The organism is Paractinoplanes bogorensis (genome assembly GCF_018829635.1).
Classification (GTDB): Bacteria; Actinomycetota; Actinomycetes; order Mycobacteriales; family Micromonosporaceae; genus Actinoplanes; species Actinoplanes bogorensis.
In genome coordinates this window covers 678,672-696,307 of sequence record NZ_JAHKKG010000003.1, presented here as the reverse complement: position 1 = coordinate 696,307, position 17,636 = coordinate 678,672, and the positions used below count along the sequence as shown (strand labels likewise).

The window sequence follows — 17,636 nt, the reverse complement described above, 5'->3', positions numbered from 1 at the left end:
GTCAGGGGTCGCGCGGATCGAGGTTGAGCCACACATCGGCGCCGGGCGCGTCGGGGTGGGCGCGGAAATAGTCGAAGACGTCGAACGGGCCCAGGCCGCCGGTGCGCATCGCCTGTTCCATCAGCTCGGCGGGCAGCTCGGGGACGACGACCGGGCCGGCCGCGGCGATCGCCAGTCGCTCGGTGTCGACGGCCGGGGTCGTCAGCGGCGGCACCGGGCCCAGATCGGCCAGACTCATCAGCTCACGGATCTCGTCGACGGCCAGGGCCATCAACGCGTCCGGGTCGTCGGGGAGCGGGCCGGGCACGCGGACGACGTCGATCCGCAGCCGTTTGCGGCCGCGCTTGACGGCGGTCGACGGCAGTTGCTCGCCTGAGCTGTCGAGCAGCAGCAACAGCTCGCACCGGTCGACTCCGGACGTGGCCCACCATTTCTGCCAGGCGGGATCGGCGATGACCGCGCCGGCGGCCTCGCCCAGGCAGTACTCGTACCCGTGGACCGGGGCCGGGCCCGTCGAGCCGAGCATCAGGTCGAGCCAGGGAGGAGACCAGTCGTCCGAATCGGGTGCGGCGTCACCCCACGCCCCGGTGTTGCTGCCCGCCTCGTAGCTGACCGGCGTCTCGTGTTCCCAGAGCCGCCCGGTCTTCCGCTCGTACGCCTGCTCGGCCACGGTGAGCAGCAGTTCCGCCTCTTCGTCGGCGAACTCGCCGATCCCGCCCGGCCGGCTCAGCACCCGCTCGTACGCCTTCCGCCCGGCCCCGACCACGGCACAGCGCACGTAGAGGAACACGTCGTCGCTCACGGTCTCGCAGGCCTGGAAGTGGGCGGGAGTGTCCAGTGCCCACAACACGTCGGCCAGCCGGTCGGCGAAGCCGGTGATGTCGGCCTCCGAGCGCCCGGCCAGCAGATCGGTCAGGCGCTCGAACGCGTCGTCATCGGGATGTCGGCCCAGCCCACCGGCCAGCGGCCAGAACACGTCCTCGTCCATCACCGGCCGAAGACTAGTGCAGGAAACAGGGCCGGCTCCCCCGGTCCGCGGCTTTCACCCCAAGGGGTTCAGGCGCGGCCCGGCTCCGTTCCGAGGGTGGTGATGTCGTCCAGGCCGGCGATGGACAGAACCGGGGCCAGCAGCGGGTTCGAGACCAGGCGCAGGCGTTCGACGTGGGGGAAGAGGGCGGCCAGGCCGGCGCTGTCGATGTATTCGACTCCGGTCAGGTCGACGGTGAACATGGCGCCGTCGGCGTCCGAGTCGGTGTCGATCAGGGCGTTCGCGAACGTGGCCGCGTTGCTCATGTCGATCTCGCCGACGGCGGTGAGCACGACGGCGCCGTCGGGGTTGCGGCCGGGGGTGAGGGTCAGCGGTGTGCTCATCGGGGAATCCTCGTTTGCAGGCCGACGATGGTCCCGGCGGTGCCGGTGGTGACGGTGACTTCGGACATCAGCGCGCGCATCAGGGTCAGACCTCGCCCCCGGTGGGGGTTCAGAGCCGGTTGCGGGGTCTTCCACAGGCCGCTGTCGGTGATGGTCAGGTGCAGGTCGTGGGCGGTGGCGGCGGCCCGCAGGCGGATCAGGCCGCCGGGCAGCTGGCGGTGGCCGTGCTCGATCGCGTTGGCGCACGCCTCGCCCGCCGCGACCAGCACGTTCTGGCTGGTGGCGGGGTCGACGCCGCAGCGGGCGAGCCAGCCCCGCAGCATCGTGCGGACCGGGGCGAGCCGGGTCGCCTCGGCCGGGAACTCGACGTCGAGAGGGCCGGGATGCCGGTAGAGCAGCAGGGCCACGTCGTCGTCGTAGCCGCTCTCCGGGGCCATGCTGTCCATCACGACCGAGGCCAGGTCTTCCAGTGCGGCCGAGCGGGCCTGCTGCACCGTGGTGGCGACCCGGCCGATCCCGGCGGTCAGCGGCTGACGGCGTCGTTCGACCAGCCCGTCGGTGTAGAGCAGCAGGGTGGCCCGGACCGGCACGGTGTAGTGCGCCTCGGGTCGTTCGGCGTGGGGAGCGCGTACGCCCAGAGGCCGGGACCGCCCCTGGTCGAGCAGGACGGTCGAGCCGTCGGCGTGGGTGACCACGGCCGGCGGATGCCCCGCGCTGGAGTAGGTCAGCTCGCCGGTCGCCGGGTCGAGCACACCGCAGAAGACGGTCGCGCACATCGCCCCGGGCAGCTGCGCGGCGAACCGGTCGAGGGCGGTCAGCGTCTGCGCCGGATCCGTGTTCTGCAGCAGCAGGGCCCGGCACGCGCTGCGCAGCTGGCCCATGACGGTGGCCGCCTCCAGGCCGTGCCCGACGCAGTCACCGACGACGATGCCGATCCGCCCGTCGGTCAGGGTGACCGTGTCGTACCAGTCGCCGCCGACCTTCAGCGGCCGGGTCGCGGGCGAATAGCGGACGGCGAAGCCGTTGGGCAGCTGGGCCGGGCCGAGGATGGCGCGTTGCAGCGCGAGCGCGGTCTCCCGCTGCAGGTCGATCTGGTGGATCCGGTGCAGGCCCTGACCCAGATGCCCGGCCAGCAGGGCCAGCAGCGTCTGGTCCTGCTCGGTGAACGGGCGGTTCTCGGCCAGTTCGATCCACAGCACCATGGCGCCGTCGGGGTGCTCGAGGGCGATGCCGGCCCCGCCGGACTGCTCGGCGAACGGCGTGAGCAGGGCCCGGCCGCGCAGTGCGGAGAGCGTCTCCCGGCGCTCGTCGGAGAGGGTCTCCCAGCGGGTCTGGGGACCCGTGGTGACCAGCGACGGGCTGCCGGAACTGTCGAACACGACCGCGTACACCCGGGTCGCCGACCACAGTTCGGTCAGCACCGGCAGCACGCCCTGCAACGCGCCGGCCACGCTGTCGGCCTCCGAGAGCCGTACGCTCACGTTGGCCAGGGCGCTGTCGCGCTGCACGGCGTAGTGCTCGGCGGTGACGTCACGGAACGTGCCGACGATGACGTGCCGGCCGGTGTCCGGATCCTCGACCTGGTTGAACGCGGCGGCCGCCCACAGCGTGTGCCCGTCGCGGTGCCGGACCGGGATCGTGTAGGTGCCGTGGGTCCGGTCGATCAGCATCGCGAACGCGTCGGCGACCTGCTGGTACGCCTCGGGTTCGCGCTCGCGGTCGGGCCACCACGGGTGGGTCGGGGCGTACGGCAGCCCCTCGGGCCCGTAGCCGAGGATCGTCTGGAAGGTGGAGTTCATCTCGATGATCGCGCCGTCGGCGTCGCACACGAAGAACGCTTCCTGCAACGAGTCGACCAGCGCCGTCCGCCACCGCGCGTGATGGTTGCGCAGCCGGGACAGTTCCACATTCGCCCGTACGCGGGCCAGCAGCTCGGCCGACGAGAACGGCTTGACGAGATAGTCGTCGGCCCCGGCCTCCAAGCCCTCGATCGAGGCTTCCTGCCCGGCGCGCGCCGAGAGGAGAAGGACAGGCGTGCTGGCCGTACGGGATTCCGCCCGCAACGCCGCGACGAGTTGGAGCCCGTCCAGCCGGGGCATCATGACGTCGCTGACGATCAGGTCGGGACTACGCACCCGGGCCGCCTCGAGCGCGGCCTGCCCGTCCGGAACCGCCTCGACCCGGTGGCCGGCCGAGCGCAGCAGCCGGGTCAGGTAGTCGCGCATGTCGGCGTTGTCGTCGGCCACCAGCACCGCGGCCGGACGATCGTTGTGGTCGGGCGTCGACGGCACCTCCGGACCGCCCGGAAGCCAGCGCAGCGCCTCCTGCACATAGGGGTCGGCTGTCCCGGACACCATCGCGGCGCCGGCCTCCGACGTCACCGCCTCGGCCGGCAGATGCGCTGACCCGAACCGCAGCCGGATCGTGAACGCGGTGCCCGAGCCGAGCACGCTGGCCGCCTCGATGGTGCCACCGTGCAGCTCGACGAGTTCCTTGACCAGGGCCAGGCCGATGCCGCTGCCCTCGTTGGAGCGGGAGCGGGCGTTCTCGATGCGGTGGAACCGTTCGAACAGCTGCGGCATCTCGGCCTCGGGGACGCCGACCCCGGTGTCGGCGACGGTCACCCCGGCGGTGCCGGACTCCGCCCGTACGGAAATCCGCACTCCCCCGGTGAAGGTGAACTTCAGCGCGTTGCTCAGCAGATTCAGGATGATCTTTTCCCACATGCCGCGGTCGAGCAGCACCGGCTCGGGCAGCGGCGGGCAGTCCACCTCGAACGTCAGGCCGGCCCGCTCGATCGCCGACCGGAACACGCTGGCCAGCTCGGCCGTGGCGGCGGCCAGGTCGACCGGCGCGAACCGGGCCTGCATGCGGCCGGCCTCGATCCGCGAGAAATCGAGCAGCGTGTTGACCAGCTTGCCCAGGCGAAGGCCGTTGCGGTGGATGACGTCCAGCTCGGCGCGGACACCGTCGCCGCCTACGTCCGTACGGGAAAGAAGCTCCTCGACCGGACCCATGATCAGGGTCAGCGGGGTGCGGAACTCGTGGCTGATGTTCGAGAAGAACGCGGTCTTGGCCCGATCGAGCTCGGCCAGTTCCTCCGCCCGGTGCTGTTGCGCCGCGTAACTGCGGGCACTGCCGAGACCCGCGGCGACGTGCCCGGCGACGAGCTCGACGAAACCGCGATAGCCGTCGTCGAGGGCGCGGTAACGGTTGAGTCCGGCCACCATGAACCCGTACGGGATGTCGCCCTGACGCAGAAGCGGCACCAGCAGCGCCTCGGTCGGAGGCTCGTGCCAGTCGCCGGACGGGCGGTCACCCTCGAGCGGCACCAGCACGGACTCGCCCTGAGCGGGCGTCTCGGCGGGCCAGCGCCGCGGATCAGTGAGCGGATGATCCTGGTGAATGCCGGTGGACCCGGCCAGCCGTACACCGTCGGAGTCGAACAGATAGGTCAGGGTGAACGGCAGGTCGTGCAGGTTGCGGGCGAGCTGGGACCCGGCGAACGCGAGCGCCTGCGCCTCGGTGCGCACCACACTCGGGTCGGAGCCGAGGTCACGCAGCGTCGCCATCCGGCGCTCGCCGATCACCCGGACGGTGTCTTCGCTGACCACGCAGAGCATGCCGACCAGGGCGCCGTCGTCGTCACGGAGCGGGCTGTAGGAGAAGGTGTGGTACGTCTCCTCGGAGTAGCCGGAGCGTTCCAGGAAGAGCAGCAACCCCTCGTCCCAGGTCGCCCGGCCGGTGTCGAGGACGCTCAGGATGCGCGGGCCGATGGCGTCCCAGATCTCGGCCCAGACCTCGCTCGCCGGGCGGCCCAGCGCCCACGGATATTTGCTGCGCAGCGTGTCGTTGCGGTAGGCCGCGTTGCAGAAGAAGGTGAGCTCGGGACCCCACGCCATCCACATCGGGAACCGGGACGACAACAGGATGCTGACCGCGGTGCGCAGGCTCTGCGGCCACTGCGACGGCCGGCCGAGCGGGGTCTGTTCCCAGGCCACGCCGAGGAGGTCTTGGCCGACGTCACCCCCACCGGCGAACACGTCGCCGGTTTCCTCCCCATTCATGGCGCGAACTCTCCCCGTTCCGTCCGGCATCCCGCGGCGCGCCTTCGTATCGTACGCAATCCGCCCCGCGTGACCGTCCCTCGATCGGGGGGCGGATTACCCCGCATATCGACCTTCCATGCGCGGCGGCGATACGGACGGGTTCCGGAATTCATACGTCCGACCGATAGGTGGGTGCGGCACTCCGGTTAATCGTTGAGGTCACTCTTCATTGGCTGGTCAGAGGCGATCCGCCGCTCCCCGGAAGGATCCATCGATGGCCGACGAAGAATGGCTCGGCGCCGACTACCGGCTGCACGAGGTGATCAGTCAGGGCGCGCTGGCCGTCGTCCGGCGCGCGACCGCCCGCAATGGAGGGCCGGAGCTCGCCGCGACGCTGTTCCGGCCCGAACTGGCCGGCGACGAGCAGGTGCGCGAGGCCTTCGCCCGCTCCTTCACCTGGGTGCTGCACCCGGCCGTGGTCGAGGTCCGCGGGCTCGTGGCCGAGCCGTTGGCGCTGGTCACCGAGCTGGTCGACGGCGTCTCGCTGCGTCGCTGGCTGACCCTCAACGGTGGTACCCGGCCGGCCGCGGAAGCCGTTCACATCGCCGGGCAGATCGCGGCCGCGCTGGCCGCGGCGCATGAGCGCACGATCCTGCATCTCAACCTGACGCCGGCCACGGTCCAGATCCTCCGCGGAACGCAGCCGCCGGTGGTCAAGGTGAGCGACTTCGGCGTGTCGGCCCTGCTGATCGAGCTGGGGGTGGTGGCGCCGGCCCCGGCCTACGCCGCGCCGGAGATCCGGTCGGGCGGTCTGGCCACCCCGGCGGCCGACGTCTACTCGCTGGGTGTTCTGACGGCAGAGATCATTTCCGGTGTACGACCGGAGTCCGCTCGCAGCGATCTGTCGGGGTTGCCGCCGTCGGTCGTGTCCGTCGTGCGCAAGATGCTGGCCGATGAACCGTGGTCGCGGCCGTCGGCGGCCGGTGTCGCCGCGCAGTTCCGGTCGTTGGCCGGGCAGCTCGCTCCGGCCCTGCCGGTCGCGTCGCCCGCAGCTCTTTCCGTCGACGCTCCCGCGGCTCGATCCGTCGACGCTCCCGCGGCTCGATCCGTCGGCGCTCCCGCGGCTCTTTCCGTCGACGCTCCCGCGGCCGGCTCCGAGATTCTGGACGGGCAGGTGGTCGGGTTCTCCGGCTCTCCCGTGGTCGGGCCGTGGGTCGAGTCGGACGACTCGTGGGTGGAGTCGGAATCGGTATTCGTCACGTCGAGCGTCCCCGGTCCGGCGACGCCCGGCCCCGGCACACCCCTCGGCCGTCCCGGCCGGGTGCACGCGATCACGAACCCGCCGCCCGCGCCGCGCCGTCGTCTCGGGTGGAGTCGCACCCGTACGGTAATCGCCTCCTCCGCCGCGACTCTGGTCGCGGCGACCGTGCTGGCCGTCAACCTGGACGCCGGCGCGAACGACCAGCCCATCGCGGGTCCGACGGTGTCCGCCTCTCCCTCCGCGGCCGTCTCGACCACGGTCGTGACCCCGCCACCGGTCGTCAAAGAGACGCTGGCCCAGCCGGCCGCCCCGAAGCGCGGCACCTATGCGGCGCACCTGCCGGACAAGGCGGGCACACTCTATGTCGGCGTGCGGGACGGGGTCGTGGTGTCGTACATGTGTGACGGCAAGCGGATCGAAGCGTGGTTCCACGGCACGGCCGCGAACGGATCGGTCTCCGCGAAGGGCAAGAACGGCCAGCTCACGGGCGTCTACACGTCAGCCGGCATGACCGGCCAGGTCACGGTCAAGGGCAAGACCTACGCGTACGACATCCCGACCGTGACCAAGCCGTCGGCGCTCTATCGCGCCTCGTCCAAGGTGCGCAACGCCAAGGTGGACGGCGCATGGATCGTCCTGCCCAACGGCGAGCAGGTCGGCGTGCTCACCGTCGGCGAGACGACCGGACAGGCGACTTTCCTGAACACCACCAGCAACACGACCGTGGTCTCCGGCACCACCGTCACCGCCAAGAAGTTCGACGTCGAGACCGGCGTCGGCTTCTGACCCTCCCAGCGCTCCGCAGGGGTCCGCGGGGGTGAGCCCGGAGATTTGTCGGGCAGCGTTCCGGGCCACAGGCTGAACGTGCCGAATCTTCGGCCGGAGGAGCCCAGCGCCGAGTGCGCGCGGGCCGGCTTAGCCTCGGCTCGTCTGTGTTGATCAGTGGTGGTGAGGGGCTCATGTCCAAGGCGTCCCGGTGGGCCTCGGCCGTCGGCATTCTGATCGTTCTGCTGGTCGGCCTCGCTGCACCGCCGGCGCAGGCGGCCGCCTCGGAGGCGTGCGATCGCTACGACTTCCTGATGACCGAGCCGCCCGACTACCTGGTCGTCAGTCAGGTAGTGCTGCAGATCGCGCAGAACCAGTGCCACGACGGCTCCACCGTGGCCGGCTCGGTCGAGTTGCGCGATCTCGACGGCGACCGCTTCACCGACCGGCCGGACGCGCCGTGCTCGGCCCTCGGCGACACCACGAACTATGTCTTCGCGGCCCCGGGCAGCGCGCAGGAACTGACCGAGGCCGGCTGCGTGGCCACCTGGGTCGAGAACGTGCGGTTCTACCAGGCCCGCGGCGAGGACTGTTATCGGTCGGCGCACGCGAGCCCGCCGTACTCGGCCGAAGGGGATCCGTGCGGGCGCGGCTGGACGCATTGGTGGAGCGAGGCCGGCGGCTGGGGCAAGAAGGTGCTGATGGGCCTGTGTGGAGCCTTCGGCGGCTTTGTGGTTCTCTACCTGCTCATCCGGATGGGCAGCGGCGGTGGTGGCGGTGGCCTGTCGGAGGACTACATGCGAGGCCGCAGCTGACGACGCAGCGGTCAGGAAATGGCTGGCCGTGAGGTGGGGGCCCAGCGCACGGCGGCCACGGCGGCGGCCAGCACGAGCACGCCCAGCACGGCCGGCCAGCGGGCCAGCTCGAGGAGGAGCTGGGCCGAGTAGGGCAGGTTGGGTGTGTCGGCGTGGAACAGCTTGAGGATCGTCTGCGCCAGGACCGGCACCAGGAGCGCCAGGCCGACCACGGCGGTCTCGCGAATGACCGTACGGGAGCGTGGGGTCTTGGCTCTGACCAGACGCCCGGCCGACAAGGCCAGCCACCCGCCCAGGGCCGCGCCCAGGAGGCCGGCCAGCAGGGCCAGCGCGGTCACCCACCACGCGTCCTGCTTGAGCACGATGGTGAAGTCGTCGTAGACGTCCAGGCGGGCGTCGCCCTTGGTGGCCGAGAAGCGGTAGGAATCGGTCAGGCCGGGGCCGATCTGCCAGCCCTGGGCGCGGGCCGCCTCGGCGTCCGGAGTCGTTTTGTCGCTCGGCGCCACATAGGGCTGACCGGGCTCCCGGGCCGTCATGAAGTTCAGCCAGGCGGGGCGGTCGTTGGCGAACGGGTCGGCGTCGGCCTGCAGCGCGGCGCCGGGGTAGACGGCGGCTGCCGTGGTGATCGGGTCAAGGTCGGGCTGCACGGCCGACGCCACGGACTGGGCGACGAGGGCGGCGGGAAGAGCCAGCACGGCCGCGCCCAGCAGGGCGAGCAGCACCTTCACGACGACGCCACGGCGGGCGGGCGGCGCAGCGACAGTCGAGGTCACGACGACACCTCCAGAGCGCGGTCGGGCGCGGGACGGCCGGCCACGACGGCGGTGATGAGGGAGACGGCGAACAACACGAAGCCGAGCAGGCCGCAGCCGAAGCCGTAAGTGAGGGAGAGCGCCCAGAACGGCTTGCCCGGCGGCCCCGACGACACGGCGGTGAAGACCAGGCCGGTGAAGCCCAGCAACGCCTGCGGAAGCAGCAGGATCAGGGCCAGTACGGCCGGTTCGCGGGTCAGCGAGCGGACGGCGCCGCGGGCGAACTCGGTGCGGCGGGACACCCAGCCGGTGCCCAGCCAGCCGGCCAGGGCACCGGCGAGCAGGCCGAGCACGGAGACGACGGTCAGCCACGGCGGGGTCAGGCGGTCCATGACAGCGGTGACATAGAACGAGCCGGCGGGGGTGTCGACGACGTCGGTCTCGGTCTGGATCGTGAGGGCCAGGCCGTCGCGGGTGGCGGTGAAGCGGCGGCCGCTGTCGTCGATCTCGCCGGTGGCGATCCACGTGGCCCCGGTGACCTCGGCGTCGCTGACCTGCCAGCCGTCGGCCACCAGGCGTTGCTGGGCGGCGGCGGTCCAGGCCGGATAGTCGCCCGGGATGAAGCCGCCGTCGGGAGCGATGGTCAGCGTGGAGAACGAGAAGTCCTCGTCGTGGCCGGAGAGGAGCACCTCCGCGTACGACGGGTAGGTGACGTCGAAGAACAGGCCGTCGCCGTCCCGTGAGGTGCTCGCGTTCAGGCCCGGGAACAGAGTCTCGGAGACGGCACCGGTGTCGGGGAAGCCGGGCACGAACTCCCAGCCCACCCGGGCGAAGAAGGAGGCGCCGACGAAACCGGTGACCAGGGCGATCAGGGTGGCCAGCACGACCACGCCGCGGCTGGCGGGCCGGCCGAGGCGGGCGCGCAGGCCGTGGCGGATCAGGTTGAGCGTCTCGCGCACCGACGGCCGGGCCCGGCCGGCCTCGGCGAACGTGTCGAGCAGCTCGCCCCGGCGACGGCCGGGCGGGTAGGCCCGGACAAGCAGGCGGTACGGCCGGCTCATGCGGTCGCCGGGCCGAGATCCGGGCGTACGGCGGCGAGCTGCGTGGCCGCCGTACGGGAAATGCGGGCCAGCCTTTCGGTCTCGGCCGCCAGGGCCGCGGTGCCGCCCTCGGTGAGCCGGTAGTAGCGGCGGTCGCGGCCGTCCACCTTCTCGTCACGGTCGACGGCGACCAGGCCCTCGGCGTGCAGCCGGTCGAGCGCCGCATAGAGCGTGCCCGCCTGCAGCGTGACCTGGCCCTCGGACAGGGTGCCGACCTCCTGGATGATCCCGTAGCCGTGCCGGGCCTGTTTGACCAGCGCGGTGAGAATCCAGAAGGTGGGCTCGCGCATCGCCTTCACTGAAGCCATGCGAGGCAATATAAAGATGATCTGAGTATGCGTCAACCTAGTTGAAGGGCGGGCGACTGACCCCGAAGTGCTCGTGGATCTGCGACGAGCACACCTCGGTCCGGGCCACCACGATGCCGACCGTGAACAGCACGATGATCGCGCCGAACAGGCCCCAGAAGAGCTGGTTGGTCCAGTCGAGGAAGGCGAACACGCCGCACAGCCCGACCGCGAGGGCGGTGATGCCCGCCATCGTCTGCAGTTCGCGCAGCAGGTTGTGCAGGGTCCGATGCGCCTCCACATGGTCGCCGAAATGGGACTGCGGCGACCATTTCTTGGTGATCATCAGCCCGGTCATGGTGCCGAACCAGAACAGCGCGAGCCACAGATTCCAGGCCCGCGCGTCGCCCAGGAAGAACGCCGGTGGGATCTCCAGCCCGGCGATCGCGAACGGCAGGAACGAATCCAGGAATGAGGGCGCCCAGCGCAGCAGCACGCTCATCGTCAGGTACCAATAGAAAACCGTCACGAAGATCAGCAGCGTGGCAATGCTCTGCACGACGACGAGAAGGCCGGGCTTTTCGAACGTGTTCTCGGCCAGCAGCGCGAGCGCGACCCCCTGAATGATGCTGACGATGGTGATGAAACCGCCCGGCGAGATCTCCAGGGACCGGCGGACCAGCACGTCATGGGTCAGCGCCTGAATGCCGTCGCCGCGCACGGTGGACGGAGGTTCGGCCCGGACCGGAATCACGTAGGAATGGCGAGGCGCCGGCGACCGGAATTCGGGATGGGCCGTGGTCGCCGCTCGATGCCGGCGCTGAGATCTGGTTTCCGCTGCCACGACCCACATCTTGCAAGGCCGGTCAACACCGGTTTCCCGTACGGATAAATGGCCGCTTGACAATTCCGCCCGGCGCGCGTTTCCGCAGCTCAGCCATCTTGTCGCGGTTGACTGGTCAGATCATGGAAAATGATCTCGGATATCGGGGAAAGAGCAGCTCAGTGGCATTTCCCCGTAATGGCGGGCGAATTGCACACCGTACTAGCGCCGTGACAGGGAGTCGGCGGCCTCCCGAGGCTAGTACTCCGTGTCTATGCCTCGGGGCACAAAAGCGCAGATGCCGCGAACTGTCCTAAGACGTGAGAAACGAGTCCAGGACCGGCGCGATCTCGGCCTCGAACTCGTCGAAGAACCCGTGCCGGCCCCCGTCGTGCAGGTGCAGCGCCGCCCCCGGGATGCGCCGGGCCAGCAGCTTGGCGTTCGCCGTCGGCACCATGTGATCGTCCGACCCGTGCAGCACCAGCGTCGGCGCCTGGATCGACGGGATCACGGCCCAGGCGTCGTGCCGGTTGCTGGCCCGCAGATGGGCCCGCGCCTCGTCGGCCGTCATCGTCGGGTCGCCGAAGAGGTGACTCTCCCCCGACCAGGCATCGGTGTAGAACAGCTCGCGCAGGGTGCGCGCGTTCGTCTCCGGGCTGGCCAGCCGCTTCCGTACATCGGCCGACCGCTCGACCGCATGCTCCCCGCCGGGCGACGTGCAGGCCAGGACCAGGCGCTCGACGAGTTCCGGGCGGCGCGCGGCCAGGTGCTGGGCCACGCGGCCGCCCATCGAGGTTCCGTAGACCGTCGCCGGCCGGGCCCCGCCCTCACCGAGCACCCGCGCCGCGTCGTCGGCGAACGTCTCGGTCGTCCACTCGCCGACCGGTCCGCGGCTGCCGCCGGTGCCGCGCCAGTCGAACGTCACCACCCGGAACCGGGACTCGAACGCCTCGCGCAGCCCGGTCCACCAGACGTGCGAGTTGGCCTGCCCGGACAGCAGCAACAGCACCGGGCCGTCCGCGAGCCCGCTCGTCTGGACGGCGAGCGGGAACTCGTCAGCCCTTTGCGGGTGCATCGTCCTTCGCTTCGTCCTTCGCGGGCAGCGAATCCATGAACGAGCTGACCGAGAACACGGCCCGGCCGGCCCCCGGCTCGCCGTAGCCGGGCGGGCTGGTCAGGCCGTTGGCCTCCATCACGGCGCGGTAGGTCTCGAGCAGCCGCACGTGGTATTCCAGCGGCGCGCCCTGGGGGTTGGTGCGGCCCAGCGGCGTCGTCGGCTCGGGGCACCAGGTGGTGAAGCGGGGCGTGATGCCGCGCGACATGAAGTATTGAAGGCCCTCGGCGGTCGAGTCGATCGCCTCGTTGACCGTGGTGAAGCCGTGCGGCGCGGCCATCTCGACGCCCGCCACGAAGTTGGGGATGACGTTGCGCGGCCCGAAGATCTCGGCCGAGTCGAGGATGCGGCGGTGCCACTCCTCGCGGCCCACGTAACGCTCCTTGCCCGGGCAGTAGAGCTCGAACAGCTTCTTGTCCCACACCTCGTAGTTGGGGTGGTAGATCTGGATGCCGTAGTCCTTGAACCGCTGCACGTCGGCCTTGGGCAGCGCCTGGGCGACGACCTTGCCGATCCACCGGCCGGGGAAGCGCTCCTCGATGGCCTGCGCATATTGCCCGTAGAAGTCGGCCTCGGCCTTGCCCTGCACCTGCGACGTGATGCTGCCGCCGGTCAGCGTGTAGGCCTTCGACGTCTGCGCGGTGTCGTGCTTGTCGATGATCTCGAGCGCCTCGAGGATCTCGTCGATCGGCTTGACGCCCGTGTAGGGCCGCCCGGCCGCCTTGTGCTGGCGCCAGTTGTGGTTGATGTCGCAGTACTGGCATTCCTCCTTGGCGCCGAAGTATTGACACACTCGGAACGCCGTCAGATAGATCAGGTAGCCCCACTGGATGGTCGGGGCGACCTCCATCACCGACTTGCCGTTGGCCAGCGTGTGCCGGTAATAGTCGGGCATCGGCGGCAGCCCGACGTCGGCGATCGGCTTGTCGTCGAGGTGGAGACGCATGACGCCGTCTTCGCCGGTCTTGACCCGGTAGGGCGAGCTGGGATTGACGCGGACGGACACGACCGTCCGGCGAAGGCCATAGGGCCCGCCGGTGAGCACGAGCTCCTCGGGCGGGCGGCGCAATGCGGCCGAGCCCAGCTCGGGCAGGGTGCGGTGGTCGAACGAGAAGATGAAGTACGACTTCGGCTTCACGTCGCCGTGCTCGTTGTCGGTCAACGCCGAATCGTCGAAGGCCATCCCGCCGCGCAGCAGGTCCTCCTTGATGACAGCCTCCCGCGGTACGTGCGGGAACCGCCCCATCAGATCTTCGACGACCTCGGTGCGTGACGTCATGAGCCCCTCCTGATCAGCAACCTGTGCCCCATCCTCTCTCACACCTACGACAACTCCCAGGCTCCCGGCCGAGGTGTACGTTCGGTCACGCGTCCCGGACGGTTTGCTTCACGTCCGGCACCAGAGAAGGAGCAACCGAGAGTTCCCGTACGCCGGCAGCCAGCAGCCGCGGCACCACGGCGCTCGCGGCCGCGAGTTCGCCGCAGACAGAGACCACCACCCGCTCCCCGGCCGCCTCGCCGACGGCGCGAATGAGCTGCTCAACCGCCGGATCCAGCCCCTCGGTGAGCGCCCGCAGATCCGCGTTGCCCCGCTCGGCGGCCAGAGTGTATTGGGTCAGATCGTTCGTACCGATGGAGAAGAAATCCACGTACGGGACGAAATCTCTGGCCCGGAGTGCTGCGGCCGGCACTTCCACCATCATGCCGACGAGAAGGCCGTCCGGCGTTTCGCCCCCGATCGCCTCGTCGAGCATCCGCCGCGCCTCGAGCAGTTCGCCGACCACGGTGACCATCGGGAACATGATGCTGACCGGAGTCCGGCGCGCCACTCGTACGATGGCCCGCAACTGCTCGGCGAACATCGCGCGATGGGCGAGCGAGTGGCGAATCCCCCGTACGCCGAGAAAGGGGTTGGCCTCCCCCGGCGCGGGCAGATAGGGCAGCGGTTTGTCGCTGCCCGCGTCCAGGGTGCGAAGCGTGATCCGCCGCCCGCCGAGCGCCTCCGCGATCCGCAGATAGACGCTTTCCTGCTCGTCGGCGTCCGGAGCCCGATCGCGATCCAGAAAGAGGAACTCGGTCCGCACGAGTCCGGCGAGATCGGCGCCGTTGGCCGCGGCCGTACGCGCTTCGTCGACCGACCCGACATTGGCGCCGACCTCGACGGTCACGCCGTCCCGGGTCACCGCGGGCCGGGATGCCAGCGCGCGGGCCTGATCCCGCGCGACCGCCTGCGCCGCCGCCCGGGCCCGCAGCTCGGCCAGCCGCTCGGCCGGCGGATCGGCCTCGACCTCGCCGGTGCCGCCGTCCATCGCGACCAGCGTGCCCTCGGCGACCTCGAGCACGTGCGGTCCCGCCCCGACGACCGCCGGGATGCCGCGGGTGCGGGTGAGGATCGCCGCGTGCGAGGTCGGGCTGCCGCCGGCCAGCACCACGCCCTCGATCCGGGCCGGGTCGAGCCCCGCCGCCTCGGCCGGCGTGAGATCGGCCGCGATCAGCACGACTCCGTCGGCTGTCACCGGGACGGTCGATGCCGTGACGCCGAGCAGTTCGCGCAGCACCTGGGCGCCGACTGCGCGGACGTCGGCGGCCCGCCCCCGCAGATAGGGGTCGTCGAGAGCGTCGAATTCGCCCGCCACCGCGTCGGTGGCCGCCTGCCAGGCCGCGGGGGCGGTGGCTCCCCGCTCGATCCGGGCGCGGGCGCCGCCGAGCAGTTCGTCGTCGTCCAGCAGGAGGAGGTGGGCCTCGAAGATCTCGCCCGGGATCTGGCTGATCTCTTGGCGGGTCGCCTGCATGGCCTCGTCGAGCCGGGCGAGTTCGGCTTCGGCGCCCTGGGAGGGTTCGTCGGGGATGTCGAGCTTCGGCTCGTGCAGGCGCATCGCCGGGCCGATGGCCACGCCGGGTGACGACCCGCTGCCCCTCGATGGGCCGATGGCCACGCCCGGGGTGGCCTCGCCGAACGCACCGGCGGCCAGCGCCACGAACCCGTCGACGGCCGCCTGCGCCTGGGCGCCCGACGCCCGTACGGCAAGCTCATGGCCTTGCAAAGCACCCAGAGTGGCGACCCGGGTGAGGCTGGACGCGGACACCCACGCCGAGTCCGTGGTCACGTTCCGCAGCTCGACGCGCGCGTCGAAAACCCGCATCGCTCCCACCAGGCGAGCCGCGGGCCGCGCGTGCAGTCCGTGCGGATTGGTCACCGTGACGACGGCGTCCGGGGCGCCCGATTCCGTACCGGAAGGAACTGGATCTTGCACGGAAGCCCCGAAATGGGACTGCTTACCGGCCAGCCCGGACATCGCCTCGGCGGCCACCTCGGCCCGCGACGCCCCGGAAGCGGCAGTGACGACCGCGGCGACCAGGCCCTCGACCAGCGGCGCCGGGCACAACAGCACCCGCGCACGCTGATCATCGTCGAGGAACTCCAGGGCGGTCTCGGCCGACAACACGGCACTGCCGAGGTCCATCAGCACGACGACGCCGTCGCCGCTGTCGGCCGCGACCAGGGCCTCGCTGATCGCCACCGCATCAGTGCCGAAGGTCGTCTCGTCCAGCCCGGCCGCGACCTCGACGGTCACCCCGGGCGTCATCTCGGACGCCAGGGCGGCCGCGGCCCGGGCCAGTGGCCGGCTGTGGCAGACGACCACCAGCCCGACCGTCATCCGGCGTTACCCAGCGTCGTGGCCGCGGCCCGCATCAGCAGTGTCACCGAGGTCGCGCCGGGGTCGGGATGGCCGGCGCTGCGCTCGCCCAGATAGCTGGCCCGGCCCTTGCGCGCGACCAGCGGAATTGTCGCCTCCCGGCCCTTCTCGGCGGCGTCGGCGGCGGCCTGGAACGGGTCACCGCCGGACGCCAGCGCCGCATCGAACGCCTCCACGGCGGGGGTGAGTGCGTCGACCATCGTCTTGTCGCCCACTGATGCCTTGCCGCGGGCGACCACCCCCTCCAGGGCGGCGTGCAGCACCTGGGCGAACCCGGCCGCGTCGACCGGCGAGCCGGCCGAGGCGGCCATGCGCAGGAACGCGGTGCCGTAGAGCGGACCGCTGGCCCCGCCGACCTTGCTGATCATGGTCATGCCGACCGTCTTGAACAGCGCCGACGGTGACTCCGGAGGCGAAGCCTCGAGCGCGGCGACCGCCGCCGACAGACCGCGGTCCATGTTGAAACCGTGGTCGCCGTCGCCGATCGCCGAATCGAGGGCCGTCAGCTCGTCCCGCTCCAGAGCGACCAGGCGCGCGAACTCCTGGACCCAGGCCGTGAGATCGGAGACCTCCACTGACTCAGACCCCCCGCCGCAGGGCCGGTGTGTTGACCGGTGCGTCCCAGAGCCGGAGCAGTTCGTCGTCGGCCTTGAGCAGCGTGACCGAGCAGCCGGCCATGTCGAGGCTGGTGATGTACGGACCCACGAGCGACCGGGCAACCGGGATCCCGTTCTTGGCCAGCAGCTGGTTGACCTCGTGGAACATCACATACAGCTCGATCAGCGGCGTCGCCCCCATGCCGTTGACGAAACAGATCACACCGTCGCCGCCGGTGAAGTCGAGGTCGGTGAGGATCGGGCTGACCAGCATCTCGGCGATCTCGTTGGCCGGCGCGACCGGCACCCGGCGGCGGCCCGGCTCGCCGTGGATGCCGATGCCGACCTCCATCTGGTCGTCGGGCAGATCGAATGTCGGGCGCCCGGCCGCCGGCACCGTGCACGAGGTGAGGGCGAGACCCATGCTGCGCGCGTACGCGTTGACCTTGCCCGCCACCTCGGCCACCTCGGCCAGGGGGCGTCCCTCCTCGGCCGCGGCGCCGGCGATCTTCTCGACCAGCACGGTGGCTCCGACGCCACGACGCCCGGCCGTGTAGAGGCTGTCCTGCACGGCGACGTCGTCGTCGATCACCACGGTGGCGACCTCGGTGCCGCTGTCGGCCGCCACCATCTCGGCGGCCAGCTCGAAGTTCATGATGTCGCCGGTGTAGTTCTTGACGATGTGCAGCACGCCCGCGCCGCCGTCGACGGCCTGGGTGGCCGCCACCATCTGGTCGGGCACGGGTGACGTGAAGACCTCACCGGCACACGCGGCGTCGAGCATGCCCGGCCCGACGAACCCGCCGTGCAACGGTTCGTGCCCCGAGCCTCCTCCGGAGACGAGACCGACCTTTCCCCGTACGGGCGCATCGCCCCGCACGATGACGCGGTTCTCGAAATCGACGCGCAGCTCCGGATGGGCGGCCGCGAGGCCGTGCAGCGCGTCGGCGATGACGTTGGCGGGATCGTTGATGAGCTTCTTCATGGTGGCTCCTCACCGCGCTA

The 17,636-nt window shown here is 70.9% G+C and carries 14 protein-coding genes; 2 read left to right on the top strand and 12 right to left on the bottom strand.

Features of this window, described 5'->3' with window-relative positions:
- Position 1: 1 nt before the first annotated feature.
- The 3 genes from KOI35_RS11385 to KOI35_RS11375 all read right to left on the bottom strand — a co-directional run bounded on the left by KOI35_RS11385 (position 2) and on the right by KOI35_RS11375 (position 5,438).
- Positions 2-988: a DUF4240 domain-containing protein gene (locus KOI35_RS11385; RefSeq protein WP_246613011.1), complete on the bottom strand. Its 987-nt coding sequence runs from the start codon at positions 986-988 to the stop codon at positions 2-4.
- 68 nt (positions 989-1,056) lie between these two features.
- A complete protein-coding gene (locus KOI35_RS11380) occupies positions 1,057-1,371 on the bottom strand; it encodes an STAS domain-containing protein (RefSeq protein ID WP_215786332.1) in 315 nt (104 codons plus the stop codon).
- Positions 1,368-5,438: a SpoIIE family protein phosphatase gene (locus tag KOI35_RS11375; protein WP_215786330.1), complete on the bottom strand. Its 4,071-nt coding sequence runs from the start codon at positions 5,436-5,438 to the stop codon at positions 1,368-1,370. The genes KOI35_RS11380 and KOI35_RS11375 overlap by 4 nt, the downstream gene beginning before the upstream one ends.
- A gap of 256 nt (positions 5,439-5,694) precedes the next feature.
- Here KOI35_RS11375 and KOI35_RS11370 point away from each other — a divergent pair, with 256 nt between their 5' ends.
- Together KOI35_RS11370 and KOI35_RS11365 are read left to right on the top strand one after the other, a co-directional pair.
- Positions 5,695-7,467 (top strand): serine/threonine protein kinase, encoded by a 1,773-nt coding sequence (locus KOI35_RS11370; protein WP_215786329.1) that lies wholly within the window; start codon positions 5,695-5,697, stop codon positions 7,465-7,467.
- Positions 7,468-7,640: 173 nt separating this feature from the next.
- On the top strand, positions 7,641-8,261 hold the full coding sequence (locus KOI35_RS11365; RefSeq protein ID WP_215786327.1) for a hypothetical protein: 621 nt from the start codon (positions 7,641-7,643) through the stop codon (positions 8,259-8,261).
- A gap of 11 nt (positions 8,262-8,272) precedes the next feature.
- Here KOI35_RS11365 and KOI35_RS11360 read toward each other — a convergent pair whose 3' ends face one another.
- From KOI35_RS11360 to dhaK, 9 genes are all read right to left on the bottom strand, one after another.
- Positions 8,273-9,034, bottom strand: a complete 762-nt coding sequence (locus tag KOI35_RS11360; protein WP_215786325.1) for a hypothetical protein — start codon at positions 9,032-9,034, stop codon at positions 8,273-8,275.
- Positions 9,031-10,074: a hypothetical protein gene (locus tag KOI35_RS11355; RefSeq protein ID WP_215786323.1), complete on the bottom strand. Its 1,044-nt coding sequence runs from the start codon at positions 10,072-10,074 to the stop codon at positions 9,031-9,033. Before KOI35_RS11355 ends, KOI35_RS11360 begins: the two co-directional genes overlap by 4 nt.
- Positions 10,071-10,421, bottom strand: coding sequence for a PadR family transcriptional regulator (locus KOI35_RS11350; RefSeq protein WP_246612887.1), 351 nt, complete (start codon positions 10,419-10,421; stop codon positions 10,071-10,073). Before KOI35_RS11350 ends, KOI35_RS11355 begins: the two co-directional genes overlap by 4 nt.
- Before the next feature lie 37 nt (positions 10,422-10,458).
- A complete protein-coding gene (locus KOI35_RS11345; protein WP_215786321.1) occupies positions 10,459-11,154 on the bottom strand; it encodes a hypothetical protein in 696 nt (231 codons plus the stop codon).
- A 382-nt stretch (positions 11,155-11,536) separates the two neighbouring features.
- Positions 11,537-12,298: an alpha/beta fold hydrolase gene (locus KOI35_RS11340; RefSeq protein ID WP_215786319.1), complete on the bottom strand. Its 762-nt coding sequence runs from the start codon at positions 12,296-12,298 to the stop codon at positions 11,537-11,539.
- On the bottom strand, positions 12,279-13,616 hold the full coding sequence (locus KOI35_RS11335; RefSeq protein WP_215786316.1) for a radical SAM protein: 1,338 nt from the start codon (positions 13,614-13,616) through the stop codon (positions 12,279-12,281). Before KOI35_RS11335 ends, KOI35_RS11340 begins: the two co-directional genes overlap by 20 nt.
- Before the next feature lie 85 nt (positions 13,617-13,701).
- Complete coding sequence (gene ptsP, locus KOI35_RS11330) at positions 13,702-15,996, bottom strand: phosphoenolpyruvate--protein phosphotransferase (protein WP_215786314.1); 2,295 nt, start codon at positions 15,994-15,996, stop codon at positions 13,702-13,704.
- On the bottom strand, positions 15,993-16,610 hold the full coding sequence (dhaL, locus tag KOI35_RS11325) for a dihydroxyacetone kinase subunit DhaL (protein ID WP_215786312.1): 618 nt from the start codon (positions 16,608-16,610) through the stop codon (positions 15,993-15,995). Before dhaL ends, ptsP begins: the two co-directional genes overlap by 4 nt.
- Before the next feature lie 4 nt (positions 16,611-16,614).
- Positions 16,615-17,616: a dihydroxyacetone kinase subunit DhaK gene (dhaK, locus tag KOI35_RS11320; protein WP_215786310.1), complete on the bottom strand. Its 1,002-nt coding sequence runs from the start codon at positions 17,614-17,616 to the stop codon at positions 16,615-16,617.
- Between the last annotated feature and the right edge of the window lie 20 nt (positions 17,617-17,636).